Here is a 15646-nt window from a genome sequence, read left to right on the forward strand (position 1 = left end):
ACATGGGCAAGGATGAAAAAATTGTCACCTTCTGGTGCACCTGTTCCGTTCTGCACGCCCGTGTGCATGAAGGGCCAAACCCGGCTCTTGTACTCGGCACGGAGTTTACCAACTGGGCCGTACTTGAGCAGGGCAAATCGGACATTAACTGGTTCCACAGCACTCCCTCGCGGGGGGTGTCGCCCATAACCCAGTGGGTTATGCATATGGATATGGAGCAGCGCAGACTGCTCTGAAGAAACGCTGATGTATTCCGTTTGGCGGTGTTGCTTTGTTTTTTTGAAACAGTAACGCTGTACCAAGGTACCGCGCCGCGATGTTGCGTGGATTCAGACAATAATTGCTTTTGTCTGCAGAATGACACATTGAAATGTAAAATACTTCAAAGGTCATCTGATCCAGACTGCGGCCATGCTTCAAAGCCGGGACAGGCTGAACGCAGGCCACCCCGGCAGCGAAAACCGTTGGCAGCAAATGTAATGCAGGCCATTGCCGGCGCGGCAGGCGCGCCCGGCCCCAATTTCAACCAAGGAGACTACATTGGACGGCGGCTCGGAAGGTCATAGTACCATCTGGTCGCGCCTGAGCAGACTGTTCGGGCACGACGATCAGGAATCTCTGGAAAAAGCCATTCTTGAAGCAAGCGCTGACGGCGAGGTGGAACCCGATGAGGAATCCATGCTGCTCGGCATTCTGCGATTCAACGATCTTCAGGTGCAGGACACAATGATCCCCCGCACCGATATCGACTGCGTTTCCCACGACATGCCCCTGAGCGAAGTGGCGCACATCATCGTGCGCTCGGGGCACTCGCGCATTCCGGTATACAAGGAGACCCGCGACAACATCGTGGGCATTCTGCACGCCAAGGATCTGCTGCGCAGCATGCTTGACAAGGGCGGCAAACCCTCGTCCATCGCCGAGCTTATCCGCGAGCCCTTCTTTGTGCCCGAAACCAAGTCCATACGGACGCTTCTTCAGGAATTTCGCGCACGCAAGCAGCATATTGCCATCGCTCTGGACGAGTACGGCGGCACCTCCGGGCTCATTACCATTGAGGACGTACTGGAAGAAATCGTCGGCGATATTGAGGACGAACACGACGCTCCCCGGAAGGAAGACATCCGCCCCCTGAGCGATAATGCTTACGAACTCACGGGCCGCGCCCTGCTTGAAGACCTTGAGGACATGGGCGTTGACCTGGATTCCGACGAGGTCGACACCATTGGCGGCTACCTCAGCATGGAGGCCGGTCATGTGCCTGCCCCAGGCGAAAGCTTTACGCTGCGCGGCTGGACCTTCACCGTGCTTGAAGCCGACCGCAAGCTCATCCTGCGTCTGCGCATGGAACCAGCGAGCAGCGCCGCCAGCCGTTCAGACGCGGAAATCGGGACAGCGCATGAGGCTGATCAGGCTTCATCCTCCGTTACTGCCGGTGCGCAAGACGAACAGGCAACTCTCGGCACCAAGGCCACAGCCATGGTTGACGATATCCACAGCACCATGGTGCAGTCCGCTCAGGCCAACACGCTGACGGAAACCGATGCTGTCCGCCCGGTGGATTCTCCGGCCAGGGTATGAGCCATGCTCAGGGTATGAGTCCTGCCCAGAGTATGAGTCCTACGCTGGCCGCCACCTTCCGTCCTGACAGATCCGCGCTGCTTACAGGCATGGCGGGCGCGGCAGGCATATGGCTGGGCTTTCCCAACGACATGGCTGGCCTGCCGCCGCTGGTTCTGCTGTGGCCAGTAGCCCTGGCCTGGCTCGGCCTGTTCGCTCCCACGTTCGCCGCCGCACTGCGTCGGGGCTGGCTCTGCAGCATGGCCGGAGGCATGGCGGCCCTCTACTGGCTCACCATGCCCGTACACAATGTGGGCGGCCTGCCGTGGCTTCTGGCCATACCCTGCGCCCTCTTCATCGTGGCCTGTATTTCCAGCGCCGGAGGGCTGTTCGCCGTGGCAGCGCATTTGCTGCGCCGCCGCCCCCCCATCCTGTGGGCCGTAGTGCTGGGACTGTTGTGGTATGTGCTTGAAGCCCTTTACGCTCTGGCCCTGGGCTTTCCCTGGCTGGAGCTTTCAGGCGCGCTTGCCGCATGGCCCCTGCTGGTTCAGGGGGCAGACACGGTGGGCGCGTACGGCCTGTCCGGCCTGTGGGTCATGGCCGCCCTTCTCTTCGCCCTGGGCCTGCTGCCGCACCCTGCCGCCACACCTTGCCCCAATACCGCCCCCTGTTCCAATGCCTCCCCTTGCCCCAATGCCACCCCTGGCCCCACTGCTGCGGCCTGTAAAGACGCAGCAGAAGACGGCGGGCAAAGCGGCAAAAAAAGCAGCAAGAAAGGCGACGCAAAACATGGCGCGAATGACGGCGCGAATGACGGCGCGAATGACATCGCGAATGACATCGCGGAAGACGGCGCGGGAGACATCGCGGCGGCCTCTGGCACGCCCGGCAACTCCGGCCCTGACCTTGGCCCTGACTTTGGCCCTGGCCCTGGCCCTGACTTTGGCCCTGGCCCTGCTGGCCCGAAGAAATCATGGCGGCCCGCCAGCCTTGTCTGCGGCCTTGCCATGACCTGCCTGCTGCTGGGCTACGGCGCGCTGCGGCTGCATCAGCAGCCCCTCATAACCGACCCCGTGGGGCCGCAAAGCGTGCAGGCACTCTTTGTGGAAGGCAATGTGGATCAGAACCAGAAGTGGCTGCCCGCTTTCCAGCGCCAGACCGTTGATCTGTATTTGCGTCTTACCTATGATGCCCTGGCGCAACGGCCTGGCGAACACCCGCTTATCATCTGGCCCGAAACGGCCTTGCCCTTCTTTTTTGAGACCAACCAGCTGCATTCACCACGGGTGCGGCAATTGTCGTCCGTCACCGGCAGCCCCCTGCTTGTGGGCGCGCCCGGCCTTGAGCGCCGGCCGGACAAAAAAGAGCCCGACGTCTTTAACCGCGCCTTTCTGCTGACGCCGCCCGACGGCGCTGTGGCCGGATACTACGACAAGGAACACCTGGTTCCTTTTGGCGAATACCTGCCGGAATGGCTCAACTGGAGCTTTCTTGAAGCCCTGCTGCAGGGCGTTGGCGTCTACCAGACAGGCACGGCCATCGCGCCCCTGCGCTACGACAATCTTGCTATGGGCATGCTCATTTGCTATGAAGGCATATTTCCCTGGCTGGCGCAGGCACGTGTCGCAGATGGCGCCAATATCCTGGTTGACATCAGCAACGACGGCTGGTTCGGCGCTACCCCCGCACCGCGCCAGCACCTGTACCTGACCGCGCTTCGCGCCATTGAACAGAACCGCTGGATACTGCGTGGCACCAACACCGGCATTTCCGTGGTGGTGGACGCCCGCGGGCGTCTGACCATGCGCGGCGCACAGTTCAGGGAACAGGCGCTCTGGGGCCGCGCCGCGCTTGAAAGCGCGCCAAGCCTGTACCACCGCCTGTGGCCGTGGCCCCTGCCCGCAGCCGCCGTCCTGCTGGTTGTCCTGCTTTTGCCAGGCTGCCGCTGCAGGTCACGGCGCAATACCGACGCCTGATATTGATTGGCGGCCATTACGGTCGCTTTCCGGCACAGTCCGGGCTCACCTTCAACCAATCGACCCGTCATGTTGCAACTTTCAGATCTTCGCGCCGCCTGCAATCCGCTTACCCAACGCTTTTCCTCCCTCTGGGGGCGACTTTGACGTTGCGGCCAGCGAAAAAAGGCTGCAAGCCATAGAAACAGAAATTTCACGCCCCGGCGCGTGGGACAAGCCAGAGACTCTTACACCTGTTCTGCAGGAAAAACGGCGACTTGAAGACGAAGTTGGCCGCCTGAACAGGCTCAAAACCTGTCATGACGACATGAACGAGTGGCTGGCCCTAGCCACTGAAAGCGCAGACCCCGAAGCGCTCGAATCTCTGGCCAACCAGCAAAAAGAACTGACCGCGCTGCTGGACGAGACCGAGCTTGTGATGCTGCTTTCCGCCGAGGAAGACAGCCAGGACGCCATACTTGAAATCCACCCCGGAGCTGGCGGCACCGAATCGCAGGACTGGGCCGAAATGCTGTTGCGCATGTATAACCGCTGGGCCGCCGACCACGGCTACAAGGTTGAAGAGATGGATTTTCTGGGCGGCGATGAAGCGGGAATCAAGAGCGTTACCCTGCGCATAGCCGGCCCCCACGCCTTTGGTTTTCTCAAGGGCGAGCGCGGCATCCACCGCCTTATCCGCATTTCTCCCTTTGACTCTTCGGGCCGCAGGCACACGTCCTTCGCCTCGGTGGACGTCATCCCCGACGCTGGCGACGATATCGAACTGGATATCAAGGAAGCCGACCTGCGCGTGGACATTTTCCGCTCCAGCGGCCCCGGTGGCCAGAGCGTCAACACCACAAGCTCGGCGGTGCGCATCACCCACATTCCCACGGGCATTTCCGCCCAGTGCCAGAATGAAAAATCGCAGCACCACAACAAGGAAACCGCCATGCGCGTTCTGCGCGCCCGCCTGTACAACATGGAGCTTGAAAAGCGCGACGCGGCCCGTCAGGCCCAGTACGCGGGCAAGGACGCCATAGCCTTTGGCAGCCAGATACGCACGTACACCCTGCAACCCTACCGCCTGGTCAAAGACCACCGCACGGGCACCGAAGTGGGCGATGTGGATGCTGTTCTGGACGGCCATATCGACGCCTTCCAACACGACTACCTTTTGTATCGCCATGAGCAGCAACGCTGAACTTGACGCCCTGGCGCGCGAGCTGCTGGCCCTGCGCACGGCGGGCGCGGCGGACGATCCCGTGCCCGGCGCGGGGTCTCAACTGCCGCATACCGTGCTGGTGGCCCGCCTTTTGTCGGGCTTCAGCCCCGACCGCTGGCAGAGCTTCTGCCGCGACTACGCGGAAAGCAGATGGTGCGTGCTGCCCGTGGCAGGGTCGGCTCTGCCCGATACCATGCCTGACCCCCGGCCCGAACTGCCGAGCCAGGTGGTCAACGTGCTCATCAACAGGCTTTTCCTGGATCAGATAGAGCGCGAAGTCTTGCGTTTTTCGCGTTCAGGGGGCGACCTTTGCCTCATATATGCCGATATTACTTACAGAAACGCAGCCGACACGCCGTGGGGACGGGATGAGTTTGAGCATCTGGATGCTGCCCTGGCCGCCGCCTTGCGTGAACACAGCGAAGCCTGCGACAGCCTCAGTCATGTGGCCGGGGGGCGCTATTCCCTGCTGTTGCCAGGGGTGAACCCTTTGCGGGCGCGTCTGCTGGCCGACCAGATACAAAAAACCTTTGTGCGCCAGGTCGGGCTGCGCAATACGGCGCTGGCCAGCAACGGCCCTGTGTGCGCGCTTGGCATTGCCTGCATAAATCCGGGAACAGGCGCCACCGGCCAAACCCTGCTGACCCAGGCGGAAGACGCCCTGAAAAACGCGCTGTCGCAACAAAGCGGCCATATCTGCCTTGCGGGCGGCGCAAGCCTGGAAGAACGGGCAAGCCTTGTACATTCCAGTGAAAAACGCTTTCTTTTCTTCGGGAGAAACAACTGATGGCAAATAAAACCTTGAGCGTGGTCCTGCTCAGCGGCAAGGGCGGGGTCGGAAAAACCAATATTTCGCTCAATCTGGCCTGCGCTCTGTTCCAGATGGGCTTTAAAAACCTGCTCATGGACTGCGATCTGGGCCTTGCCAACCTTGACGTATTGCTGGGCATCACGCCCGAGGGCAATCTGCAAAACGCCCTGCTGGGCGAGGCGCAGATTCGCGACGTGCTGCACCATGTGGAGCCCGAAGGCTTTGACGTGCTGCCTGCCGCATCGGGTGTGCCCGAACTCACCGAACTGCAGCCCGACATGCGCGATGTGCTGCTGGCCCGCCTTGAGCCCGAACTGAACAGGTACGATTATGTCTTCATGGACGTGGGCGCGGGCATTTCCGGCACAGTGCAGACCTTTGCCTCCATGGCGGCCATGCGCATTGTGGTCATCACCCCGGAACCCACATCGCTGACAGACAGCTACGCGCTTATCAAGGTGCTCAACGCCCGCTACGGGCTGCGCGACTTTATGGTCATCGTCAATCAGGTCGCTTCCGCCAGCGAGGCCAAGTCCGCCTTTGACAAGCTGCACGGCGCGTGCCGCCATTTTCTGCATCTTGAGCCCGTGCTGCTGGGGCATATCCGCAATGACAAAAAACTGCCCGAAGCAGTCTGTCACCAGCAGCCCCTCATGCACTACGCCCCAGGCTGCCCAGCGGCCCAGGACCTGCACAATCTGGCTTTGCGCCTGCAAAGGCTGCGCCTTGGCATGGCCGACTGGCTGGCCCCCCGAAAAATTCTTCAGCCGCTTCCCGATAAACACTAGAGCATTTTACCTTTAAAAAAGTGTACATGCTCTAACGCTGCACTTTCGTGCAACGCGCCACAACATGGCGTAGATTCAGCCGAAAATCATATTTTTCGGCTGAATGAAATTTTGAAATGCTTCTCATTTCAAAATTGATCTGCTCCAAGAAGAGCGTAAAAAGCCTGCGTGGACTGTTTACCTTGACGCACAAAAGGTATAGGTTTGAATTAGCAATAGATGCCTATTGATCACTTGCTTGGCATTTGGCCTTTGAAGCGTGGGGAGGATTGTGGCGAACACAAAAAATTGCCAACAATACCACCAAGATACTGGACGAGCTCTACCGTTTCAGGCAGAATGCTTCCGCGAGTAACAAACGCAGTTACGGAGGCGTGATGAACAAAAGCGAACTTATCAAGGCGCTGGCCGACGAAACCAATATCCCCTTTGATGACGCGTCAATGGTGGTAAACACCTTTTTCGACGCCATGAAGCAGTCCCTTCTTGCCGGAGAGCGCATTGAAATTCGCGGCTTTGGCAGCTTTAAAATCAAAGAGTATGAGGGCTATGCGGGTCGCAACCCCAAGACGGGGGAAAGCGTCACCGTATCCTCGAAACGTCTGCCCTTTTTCCGCGCTGGCAAGGAACTGAAAGAATTTATAAATCAATAGGCATAGTTGCATAACGCGGCTTTGCCGCAATCTGAGCCGAACGGGATGAGGGTGCGCCTTCAATCTCGGCGTTCGGCCATCCATAGGTGCGCAAAGCGCGCCAAGGAGACCGTCATGCTGTTTTCCGGTGCTATGACAGCGCTTGTCACCCCTTTCAAGAACAACGCCCTTGACGAGGAAGCCTACCGAAACTTCATTGAGTTCCAGATCACTGAAGGCATTCATGGCCTGGTGCCCTGCGGCACCACTGGCGAATCCGCCACCCTCAGCCACGAGGAGCACGAAAGGGTCATTGAAATCTGCATCGATCAGGCCAAGGGGCGCGTTCCCGTTCTGGCCGGAGCCGGTTCAAACAACACGATTGAAGCCATCCGCCTGACCCGCTTCGCCAAAAAGGCCGGGGCCGACGGAGCGTTGCTCATCACGCCCTATTACAACAAGCCGACTCAGGAAGGGCTGTTCCAGCACTACAAGGCCATAGCAGAAGCCGTTGACCTGCCCCTTGTGCCCTACAACGTGCCCGGCCGTACCGGGTGCAACCTGTTGCCGGAAACCCTGGCTCGCCTGGCCAAGGCTTTTCCCAACATTGTTGGCGTCAAGGAAGCCACCGGCGACATGGCCCAGGGCAGCAAAACCCTGTCCAGCTGCCCACAGGGGTTCAGTGTGCTTTCCGGTGACGACTTCACCGCCCTGCCCCTCATGGCACTGGGCGGCCATGGCATCATTTCCGTTACGTCCAACCTTGTGCCTGGCCGTGTGGCCGCCATGGTCAACGCCTTCCGCAAGGGCGACGTTGCCGGGGCCGCGCGCATCCATCATGAACTTTTCCCGCTGCACGAAGCCATGTTCTTTGAAAGCAACCCCATCCCGGCCAAGACGGCCCTGCACCTCATGGGCAAGATGGAAGCCGAACTGCGCCTGCCCCTTTGCGCCATAGGCACGGCGGCCAAAGAAAAGCTTACTGCAGTGTTGCGCCAAATGAAGCTCATCTAGACCAGAGTTATTTTGAAATGCTTCACATTTCAAAATTAAATGCTCTGGGCTGAAAACATTCGACCGCAGCGCTTCAAGCGCTAGGCCCGCCCTGCGGAAGCCTGTAAGCCAAATCCCCGGCAGTGTACTGCCGGGGATTTTCTACATATAAAAAAGCAGACTGGCCGCCCCAGGGGGTGACCAGTCTGCTTTTTTACGGCGCTGCCCGTGCAGGTCGCCTGCTCTCAAAACTTACATGGCGGCCTTGTAGATGGCGGCCACGGCTGCGTCTGTCATGGTACGGGGGTTGGTAAGGCCGCAGGCGTCCTTCTGTGCATTGCCCGTCATGGTGGGGATATCTTCTTCCTTCACATCCTTGCCGTACTTCTTGCCAAGAGCCTTAAGGCCAGCAGGAATGCCCACGTCCTGAGACAGGGTATTGATGGCGGCAATGGCCTTTTTGGAAGCTTCATCAGCGCTCAGACCATCGGTGATCTCGCCAAGAATGCGGGCGATGCGGCCAAAGCGGCGGCGGGTGGCGATGCGGTTGTATTCACTGACGTACGGCAGAAGAATGGCGTTACATTCACCATGGGGCAGGTCATAGAAGCCGCCCAGCTGGTGCGCCATGGCGTGAACATGACCCAGGCTGGCGTTGTTGAAGGCCATACCGGCCAGATACTGGGCGTAGCACATGCCTTCACGGGCTTCCTTGTCCTGACCGTTGGCAACCGCGCGGCGCAGATAACGGTTGATAAATTCCATGGCCTTTTCGGCGCATGCGTCGGTCATGGGGGTGGCGGCAGTGGAAACATAGGCTTCAACAGCGTGCGTCAGGGCGTCCATACCGGTGGCCGCGGTAAGGGCCGGGGGCATGCCCATCATGAGCAGCGGATCGTCAATGGCGACGCCAGGAGTGCAGCGCCAGTCAACAATGGCCATCTTCACCTTGCGGGACGTGTCGGTGATGATGCAGAAACGGGTCATTTCAGAAGCGGTACCAGCGGTGGTGTTGACGGCCACATAGGGCGGGAAGGGCTTGGAGGACTTGTCCACGCCTTCGTAGTCATGAATCTTGCCACCGTTGCCAGCGAGAAAACCCACGCCCTTGCCGCAGTCATGCGAGCTGCCGCCGCCAAGGGTGATGATGCTGTCGCATTTTTCCTTTTTGTACATGGCAAAGGCTGCGTCCACGTTCTTGTCAGTGGGATTGGGCACAGTCTGGTCAAAAATGGCATACTTCATCTTTGCGGCATCAAGGACGCCAGCAATCTGCTTCAGAATACCAGCTTTGACGATGCCCTGGTCAGTAACGATAAGGGGCTTCGTGCCGCCGATATTCTTGAGGCGAGCGGGAATTTCCTTGGAACATCCTTCGCCCACAAGGGTAACATTGGGAATGAAGAAGGAAGTGATCTGGCCCATGTGCATGCTCTTAAGCTCAGTACTCATAGCGACTCCTGGCGTTATGCGATCACAACATACTTAAGTTACTTAATGTATGTGCCGCAGTGATAAGAAAGCGTCCTTTATGGAGACAGTACAGCATAGAAAAATCCATTGCAATAGCTGCAGAGCGTAACTACCAAACCTTTTAAATTATTTTTTACTTTATTGTATATGTTCTTTTTTACACAGCTAGATACATTTTGTTCTTTTTTGCACAATACAACATTGGTTGATTGTTCACCCAAAAAAATAAAAGCGTGATGATTACACGCCTATCATACCGAGCCTGTTGATAAAACAGGCATGCCTCGACTCTTGGCCGTCAATGGCTCAAAAAACAATAGCAGGCGCAAAGGGATTCGGGGCTGGTACTCCCGAGTTTGCACGACGCCGCATTGCAAATCCCAGTGTCACTACGCGGGCAATATGGACACCGCTGAGAAGATGCATTCATAAAAGAGACATCATGCCTGTCACGGCGTTTACTTGCATAACTGAGGAACAGAGCGGCTTTCAGAAGGATATGCGGGCATAGGTCGCGACTGCGCCCACGCCGCACCGCATACCTGGCAACATCTGCCGCCAGCGTGAAGGGGGTTCGGCCGCGCTGTCAGCGAATCGCGAAGCGTAATGGGCATTTATCCCTGCGGTTGCATGCCGAAATGGATGTTTGAAGCTCTGGGAATGGGCATTGGCAGGGGGAGGATCTCTGACGGCGGCGCTGACAGATGCGCATAGCATTTGAGCATGTTACCTTTGTTAAAGATAACATGCTCTATAATGAAAGTTTTAGGGGGTGGGGGCGTGGGGGAGGAGACCCTTTTTATAGCATCTGACTTTGAGAAAAGTCAGATGCTATAACGCTGCACGAGAGTGCTGCGCGCCACAACGTGGCGTGGATTCTGCCGGAAATCGCATTTTCGGCAGAATGGCTACTTTGAAATGTGAAGCATTTCAAAGGTAATCTGGTCTAAGGAGGGTCCCTCCCCCACAAGGTATTTCAATAAAAAATGAACCTCACCGCTGTCCGCCCGGCTCCTTCATCTTGCCGGGTCGGCACATGCGGCTCAGGCTCCGCAGATAGGCTTTGCGTTTATCCAGAAAGAAGGCCAGAGGCCGGGAAAAGTTGCGTCCCAGCAGGCCATCCACCAGAAGCTGGCTGATCTCGCGTTCGCGGGTCAGCACCAGCTGCGATCGTGCCAGCACATTTCGGTCAGCTTCGGGCATGGCGCGCGCCACCTGCCGAAAAGCGTCCTGCGCCCGTGGCTGGTAAAACCAGATATACATCAGGTCAAGGGCATTGACGATAAAGGCCTTTTCCAGTTCCTTGCCCTTGATGCCCCCGCTGCCCTGGAGCCCACCGGGACGCGCCAGCTTGATGAGGGCGTCTTCATGCGGGAAGAGCAGTTCCAGCCGCGTATAGCAGTCAAAGAGATTGTTAAGCTTGCTTTTGTAGTCCCAGCGGCGCATGCGCAGGTTTACCTGGCTGTCGGCATAGCCTTCAATGAGGGCTGCCACCGTGTCTGAAGCCATCTTTGACACCACCGCCGCGCTGGGCACCAGATAGATTTCCGGATTAAGCACGCCGAGCCCCTCAAGGCCATACTGCAGCATGTAGCCGTAAACGGACGACACGGGAATGGCCAGAGCGCTGCGGAAGAGGTTGCCGATGGCAGCCTCCTTGGGAAAACCGCGAAAGACATTGTGCGCGCAGATATAGAAGCCGTTGATGATGTTCAGAACCGTAAAGACGATCCAGGGATTATGGGCCACGGTGATGCCCATGGTTCTGTCCAGCAGCCACACGCGCACCATCACTTCCAGCAGCAGCACAGAGATGCCCGTATACATGAGCGAGTCGCACAAGCGGCTCACGCTGACCTGATCCTTCCAGTGCAGGAGGGTATCGCGCGTGGCCCCCTTGGCGGCCAGCACCATCTGCATCACATTGCGCACGCCCGTGATGCCGAACCATATGAAGGTGCCGCCCCAGGCGAGCACCCACCAGTCCTGGGTGTACAAAAAGGAGAAAAAGGCAGGCACAAAGCCCAGCAGCACCTTGAGCCAGTTGCAGAACGAGCTGTTCAGATAGGCGAAGCCGGGGTGCCCCGGATCGACCTGCTGCTTTTTGCCAAGCAAATTGTTGCCTGTGGCCGTGCTGAGGCCGCCAAGATTGATGACGTTGCCCTGGTTGCACACGCGAAAATCTTCGCTGGCGGTCTTCCAGGTCTTGCGGCGCTCCAGGCCCAGATGGCGGCAACCGGGCAGCCAGTGCAGACAGGCGGCCAGCCGCTGCCAGGACGAGGGATTACGGGGTTTGGCGTAGCTGTAAACTTCCTCCACCGGCGAACAGATGGGGATTTCAAACTGCTGCTGCCCCCTGCCCTTGTGCGCCGTAAAGCGCCCCTTGGGCAGGGTATCCTTGATGACAAATCCCATGCCGTAGGTAATGCGGCTGGCGGAGCTTGTGCCAAGGCGCGAGCCCAGGGGCTTGTGGCGGTAGTGCTCCCACAGCTTGGGCACGTTGTGCAGTATGTCGCGAAATTTGGCGGCCCTTTCTTCGTCCACGGTGCGCATGCGGCGCGCCATCTGGCGTATCATCTGCTTTACGCGGGGGCCGAGTCCTTCATTGAAGGCCTGCTGCAATTCGCTGATGGGCTTGAGGTTGGTTTGCTGCCGCTCCATCCAGCTCTTCATGTTGAAGATTTCCAGATGGGTAATATTGCCCTTGGCATCCCACAAAAGTTCGGCCACGTCCTCAACGCTCAGGCCCGAGGTGCAGAGCACCAGACGGTAGCCCGGTGTAAGCTCCGCCAGTTCACGGGTAAGCTCGAACAGGGAAAGCCGCATGAGGTGGGGCATCTCTTCCGGGGGCGGCGGACTGTCCAGATCGGGCAGCCCGGGATGCAGGGCGGCAGAAAGCCATTCCTCGGCTATATGCTCAGGCCCCATGCGCTCAAGAACCGCCAGTTCGGCGCGTGAAACGGCGTCGTCAATCTCGGCGAGCCTGGCGGCGCGCTGGCGCAGGGCCGGCTGCACATGACGGTGCAGCCCTTCTGCCAGATGCAGGCTGCTGGCCTGGCCACGGCCCACGAAACGCAAAAATTCATCTGCCGACAGTTCTGGTATTTCCACCCCCCAGGCGGCTTCCATCTTGGGGCGCTGGTGCTCGTTCCACAACGCAAGGCAGTGCAGGACGCGATCACGCCGCCAGCGCAGCACTTCGCGGCCACGCTTCATCATTTCCGCCACCTTGGGGCTGTGCAGAAACTCCAGAAAATCTTCGTGCGAGCTGAAGCCGCGCGGTATCCAGAACACGCTTACAAAGCGCCCGTAAAAAGGCACCTGAAATTCCAGGCCAATACGCACCGCAATGCCCGTAATTTCGGCTGCGCGCAGAATTTCGCGCGCGGCGTCGGGCTGCACCCAGTACTCATAGGCCACAGTGAGCGAGCGCAGCCCCTTGATCCAGGCGTCCATGATGAGATGCGTCGGGGTTTTGCGGCCCTTGGTATTGGCGTCGTACACGTGGTCGTCAAAGGCGATCTGGTTCCACGCCTCTGGCATTTCCGGCAGATGATACCGCGCCAGCATGCGGCGTACAACGCGCGGCGTGCCCTGCACCGTCCGGCGAAAGTCGTGCGCCAGCTTGAGCTGCTCCAGGGCGTTGTCGTGAGCGCGCACAATGCTTTTCATGATCTGCATGAGCACGCGCGCCGTATTGCGGCGCAGCGTCGAATGCGCGCTGTTGAGCACCTCGTCATACAGGGTTTGCAGGGCCAGCAGGCGGTCTCTGGCCTGGGTGCGCCCCACCTGAAGGTTGCGCAGCAGGTTGATGACGGCATAGGCCATGCGTGAAACCGGAGTGGCGACGAGTTCCTTGATGCCGTGCGGGTGCAGGCTGGGGTCAAAAAGACTGTTATCCGAAGGTTTGTTATCGGACTCCAGTATGCGGTTGACAAGCAAAAGGATATCCCTGTCCTGCCTGTCAAAATAAATGCCACGCCGTAAGAAACTCACGCCATATGCTCCTTGCGAAAAACCGCCTGACGGCGGTTGGAACAAACCATCTGCAACACTACCGCGCACCGACGCTCACGTCAAATACCCGATCTCTGAGCGGTTTTACCTCAAAACGCGCCTGATCGCGCTTGATCCTGCTTGCCCGCGCCTGATCGCGCTTGACCCTGCTTGCCCGCGCCTGCGCGGGACGGCGAAACCAAGCCGCAGACGTACCCCGCAGGCGATAAAAAGAAGCGTCAGCCGGGCAAGACAGCCAAAACACAGGGAAGCTAGAGCAGTTTACGAATGAAATGAGTTAAATGCTCTGCAAGGATTTTTCTGAAAAATCCTTGCCACGAAATGCGAGCAGGCGGGCTTTTGCCTGCCGTACGCGAGCATTTCAAGTGTTAAATGCTCTAGAAGAAGCCTGGGTAACACAGGAGAGATCGAAAAAGCAGGAGAGTACGGGCAGAGTGCGGGCAGAGTGCGGGCAGTGGCCAGACAGAGGCCAGACAGGGGGCGCACGATGCTGCGGCCCTGATAAAATTGGGGGACGAGCCGCCGGATGCTACAGCCCGTCCCCCGGTTGCCCTGAGGCAACCCGGACACACTCCGGCCATCGCGTCCCGCCGGTTCCGGGACTGAAGGCACAGATGGCGACTGCCTGGCAAAAGACAATCCCCTGTGGTCCGCCAAAAAAATGCTTGATCACGCCGTAAAACAGTTTCGCAGTGCCATGCCAAGGCTTTTGCCTTGTGCCGCAGCCCATGGCAGGCCTGACGTGGCGGGGCCGTGTGCGACGTCAACCGAAGCTGACGTCAGATAAACTCGTCCATACAGCCAGCCCGCACTTTTTTGAGCAGGCGGTCAGCCGCGCCGCGCTCATGCAGGGACATTCTACCCAGCTTTTCTTCCAGCAGGCGTTCGCCCTGGATGCGCGTATAGGGCGTGGCGTAATGCAGCAAAAATTCCATAAACGATGCAGCCGAGTTGGGGCCACACTGTCCCTTCATGCCGCACTCGCGCACCATGGCAAGGAACTCCTCGCCCCTGCGGCCCAGGCGTGGACACGCCGCGCAAAACGACGGCAGATGGCGGGCGTCTTCAAGCAGAAAGCGCACCACTTCGTCCACATGGCAATCCTCGCCCAGGGGGAAGGGCACCTGCTGGCCGGGGGCCACAGTCCATCCTCCGTAGGGATTGGCCACACTGCCCGTGAGCAGTTGCGAAGCCCCTGCGCCACAGCCGTCGCGCCAGAGTCCGGCAGGCTCCTTTGTGGTCAGGATGATGCCCGCATAGGGCAGGGCCAGTCTGACCAGGGCCACGCACCGCAGATAGTCGGCATCGCTCACCGGATAGGGCACGTCCATGAGGCTTCCGGGCGCGGGACGCATCCTGTGCAGGCTTACGGTACGGCACCCCATATCATACACGCGCTCAAGATGCTGCACATGCTGCGCAAGGGCGAGCAGGTCAAACTGCCATGGCCCGAGGCCCAGCAGAATGCCCATGCCCACATCGGGCACGCCTGCTGCAAAGGCCGTATCCGGAGCGACAAGACGCTTCACGTAGTTGCTTTTCGGACCCGACACATGGGCCGCACGGTAGCTGGCCTCATGATAGGTGTCCTGATAGATGAGGACGGTGCCCACATAGGCGTCCAGAAGCACCTGGTACTGGCTGCTTTCCAGCGGCCCCACGTTGACGTTGACACTGTGGATTTCGCCCACACCGTCAAAAAGCGTATACAAAATGCTTATGGCCTCGGCCAGGTAGTCCACATCGGCGTTGGGCAACTGCCCGCTGACCAGAAATATGCGTTTGTGGCCCTGTCGAATGAGCTTCAGCGCTGCCTCGCGCATCTCCGGCGAGGTCATGTACTTGCGTTCCACAAGCTCGTTTTCCCGCCGGTTTGAGCAATACAGACACTCGCTGCCGCAATGGTTGGACAGGTGCAAGGGCGCTGAAAGCACCATGCGGTCGCCATAGACCTTCTGCTTCACCTCGTCCGCCACGGCAAGAATGCGCTCATGCCCCACCGGATCATCAACACGCATGAGAGCGACGATTTCGTCCTGATTGAGGGACTCCATCCGCATGGATTTATCCAGAATATCGCGAAGTTCGATGGCGTCTGGAGCCTTTTGCCGACTCAAGGCCTTTTCAATCGCGGCCACATCAAACCATAGAGGCAATGATTCCGCAGACATGCTGTTCACCCTCTCGTGCAT

General features: G+C 58.8%; 9 protein-coding genes and 2 pseudogenes. 8 read left to right on the forward strand and 3 right to left on the reverse strand.

The features are described from left to right. From RBR41_RS12090 to dapA, 8 genes and pseudogenes are all read left to right on the forward strand, one after another. Positions 1-236, forward strand: a pseudogene (locus RBR41_RS12090) (hypothetical protein); the annotation flags it as partial. 304 nt (positions 237-540) lie between these two features. Next, a pseudogene (locus tag RBR41_RS12095) lies at positions 541-1365 on the forward strand (hemolysin family protein); the annotation flags it as partial. Positions 1366-1613: 248 nt separating this feature from the next. Further along, complete coding sequence (gene lnt, locus RBR41_RS12100; RefSeq protein ID WP_320352875.1) at positions 1614-3536, forward strand: apolipoprotein N-acyltransferase; 1923 nt, start codon at positions 1614-1616, stop codon at positions 3534-3536. Positions 3537-3605: 69 nt separating this feature from the next. Beyond that, positions 3606-4719 (forward strand): peptide chain release factor 2 gene (prfB, locus tag RBR41_RS12105; protein ID WP_320352877.1). Its coding sequence is split into 2 segments (ribosomal slippage): positions 3606-3680 and positions 3682-4719, totalling 1113 coding nucleotides; the frame shifts between segments, so codons are not numbered across the junction. After that, positions 4703-5527 (forward strand): diguanylate cyclase domain-containing protein, encoded by an 825-nt coding sequence (locus RBR41_RS12110; protein ID WP_320352878.1) that lies wholly within the window; start codon positions 4703-4705, stop codon positions 5525-5527. Before prfB ends, RBR41_RS12110 begins: the two co-directional genes overlap by 17 nt. Further along, a complete protein-coding gene (locus RBR41_RS12115; protein WP_320352879.1) occupies positions 5527-6339 on the forward strand; it encodes a MinD/ParA family protein in 813 nt (270 codons plus the stop codon). The genes RBR41_RS12110 and RBR41_RS12115 overlap by 1 nt, the downstream gene beginning before the upstream one ends. A gap of 377 nt (positions 6340-6716) precedes the next feature. After that, positions 6717-6992: an HU family DNA-binding protein gene (locus RBR41_RS12120; protein ID WP_179979932.1), complete on the forward strand. Its 276-nt coding sequence runs from the start codon at positions 6717-6719 to the stop codon at positions 6990-6992. Between the two features lie 114 nt (positions 6993-7106). After that, positions 7107-7985: a 4-hydroxy-tetrahydrodipicolinate synthase gene (gene dapA, locus RBR41_RS12125; RefSeq protein ID WP_320352880.1), complete on the forward strand. Its 879-nt coding sequence runs from the start codon at positions 7107-7109 to the stop codon at positions 7983-7985. 231 nt (positions 7986-8216) lie between these two features. Here dapA and RBR41_RS12130 read toward each other — a convergent pair whose 3' ends face one another. The 3 genes from RBR41_RS12130 to RBR41_RS12140 form a co-directional block, all read right to left on the reverse strand. Further along, positions 8217-9416: an iron-containing alcohol dehydrogenase gene (locus tag RBR41_RS12130; RefSeq protein WP_320352881.1), complete on the reverse strand. Its 1200-nt coding sequence runs from the start codon at positions 9414-9416 to the stop codon at positions 8217-8219. Between the two features lie 1014 nt (positions 9417-10430). After that, positions 10431-13433 (reverse strand): hypothetical protein, encoded by a 3003-nt coding sequence (locus tag RBR41_RS12135; RefSeq protein ID WP_320352882.1) that lies wholly within the window; start codon positions 13431-13433, stop codon positions 10431-10433. A gap of 800 nt (positions 13434-14233) precedes the next feature. Next, positions 14234-15625, reverse strand: a complete 1392-nt coding sequence (locus RBR41_RS12140) for a radical SAM protein (RefSeq protein WP_320352883.1) — start codon at positions 15623-15625, stop codon at positions 14234-14236. Positions 15626-15646: the final 21 nt, after the last annotated feature.

Origin of the sequence: Desulfovibrio sp., assembly GCF_034006445.1 — a bacterium.
In the GTDB taxonomy this organism is placed as follows: Bacteria; Desulfobacterota; Desulfovibrionia; order Desulfovibrionales; family Desulfovibrionaceae; genus Desulfovibrio.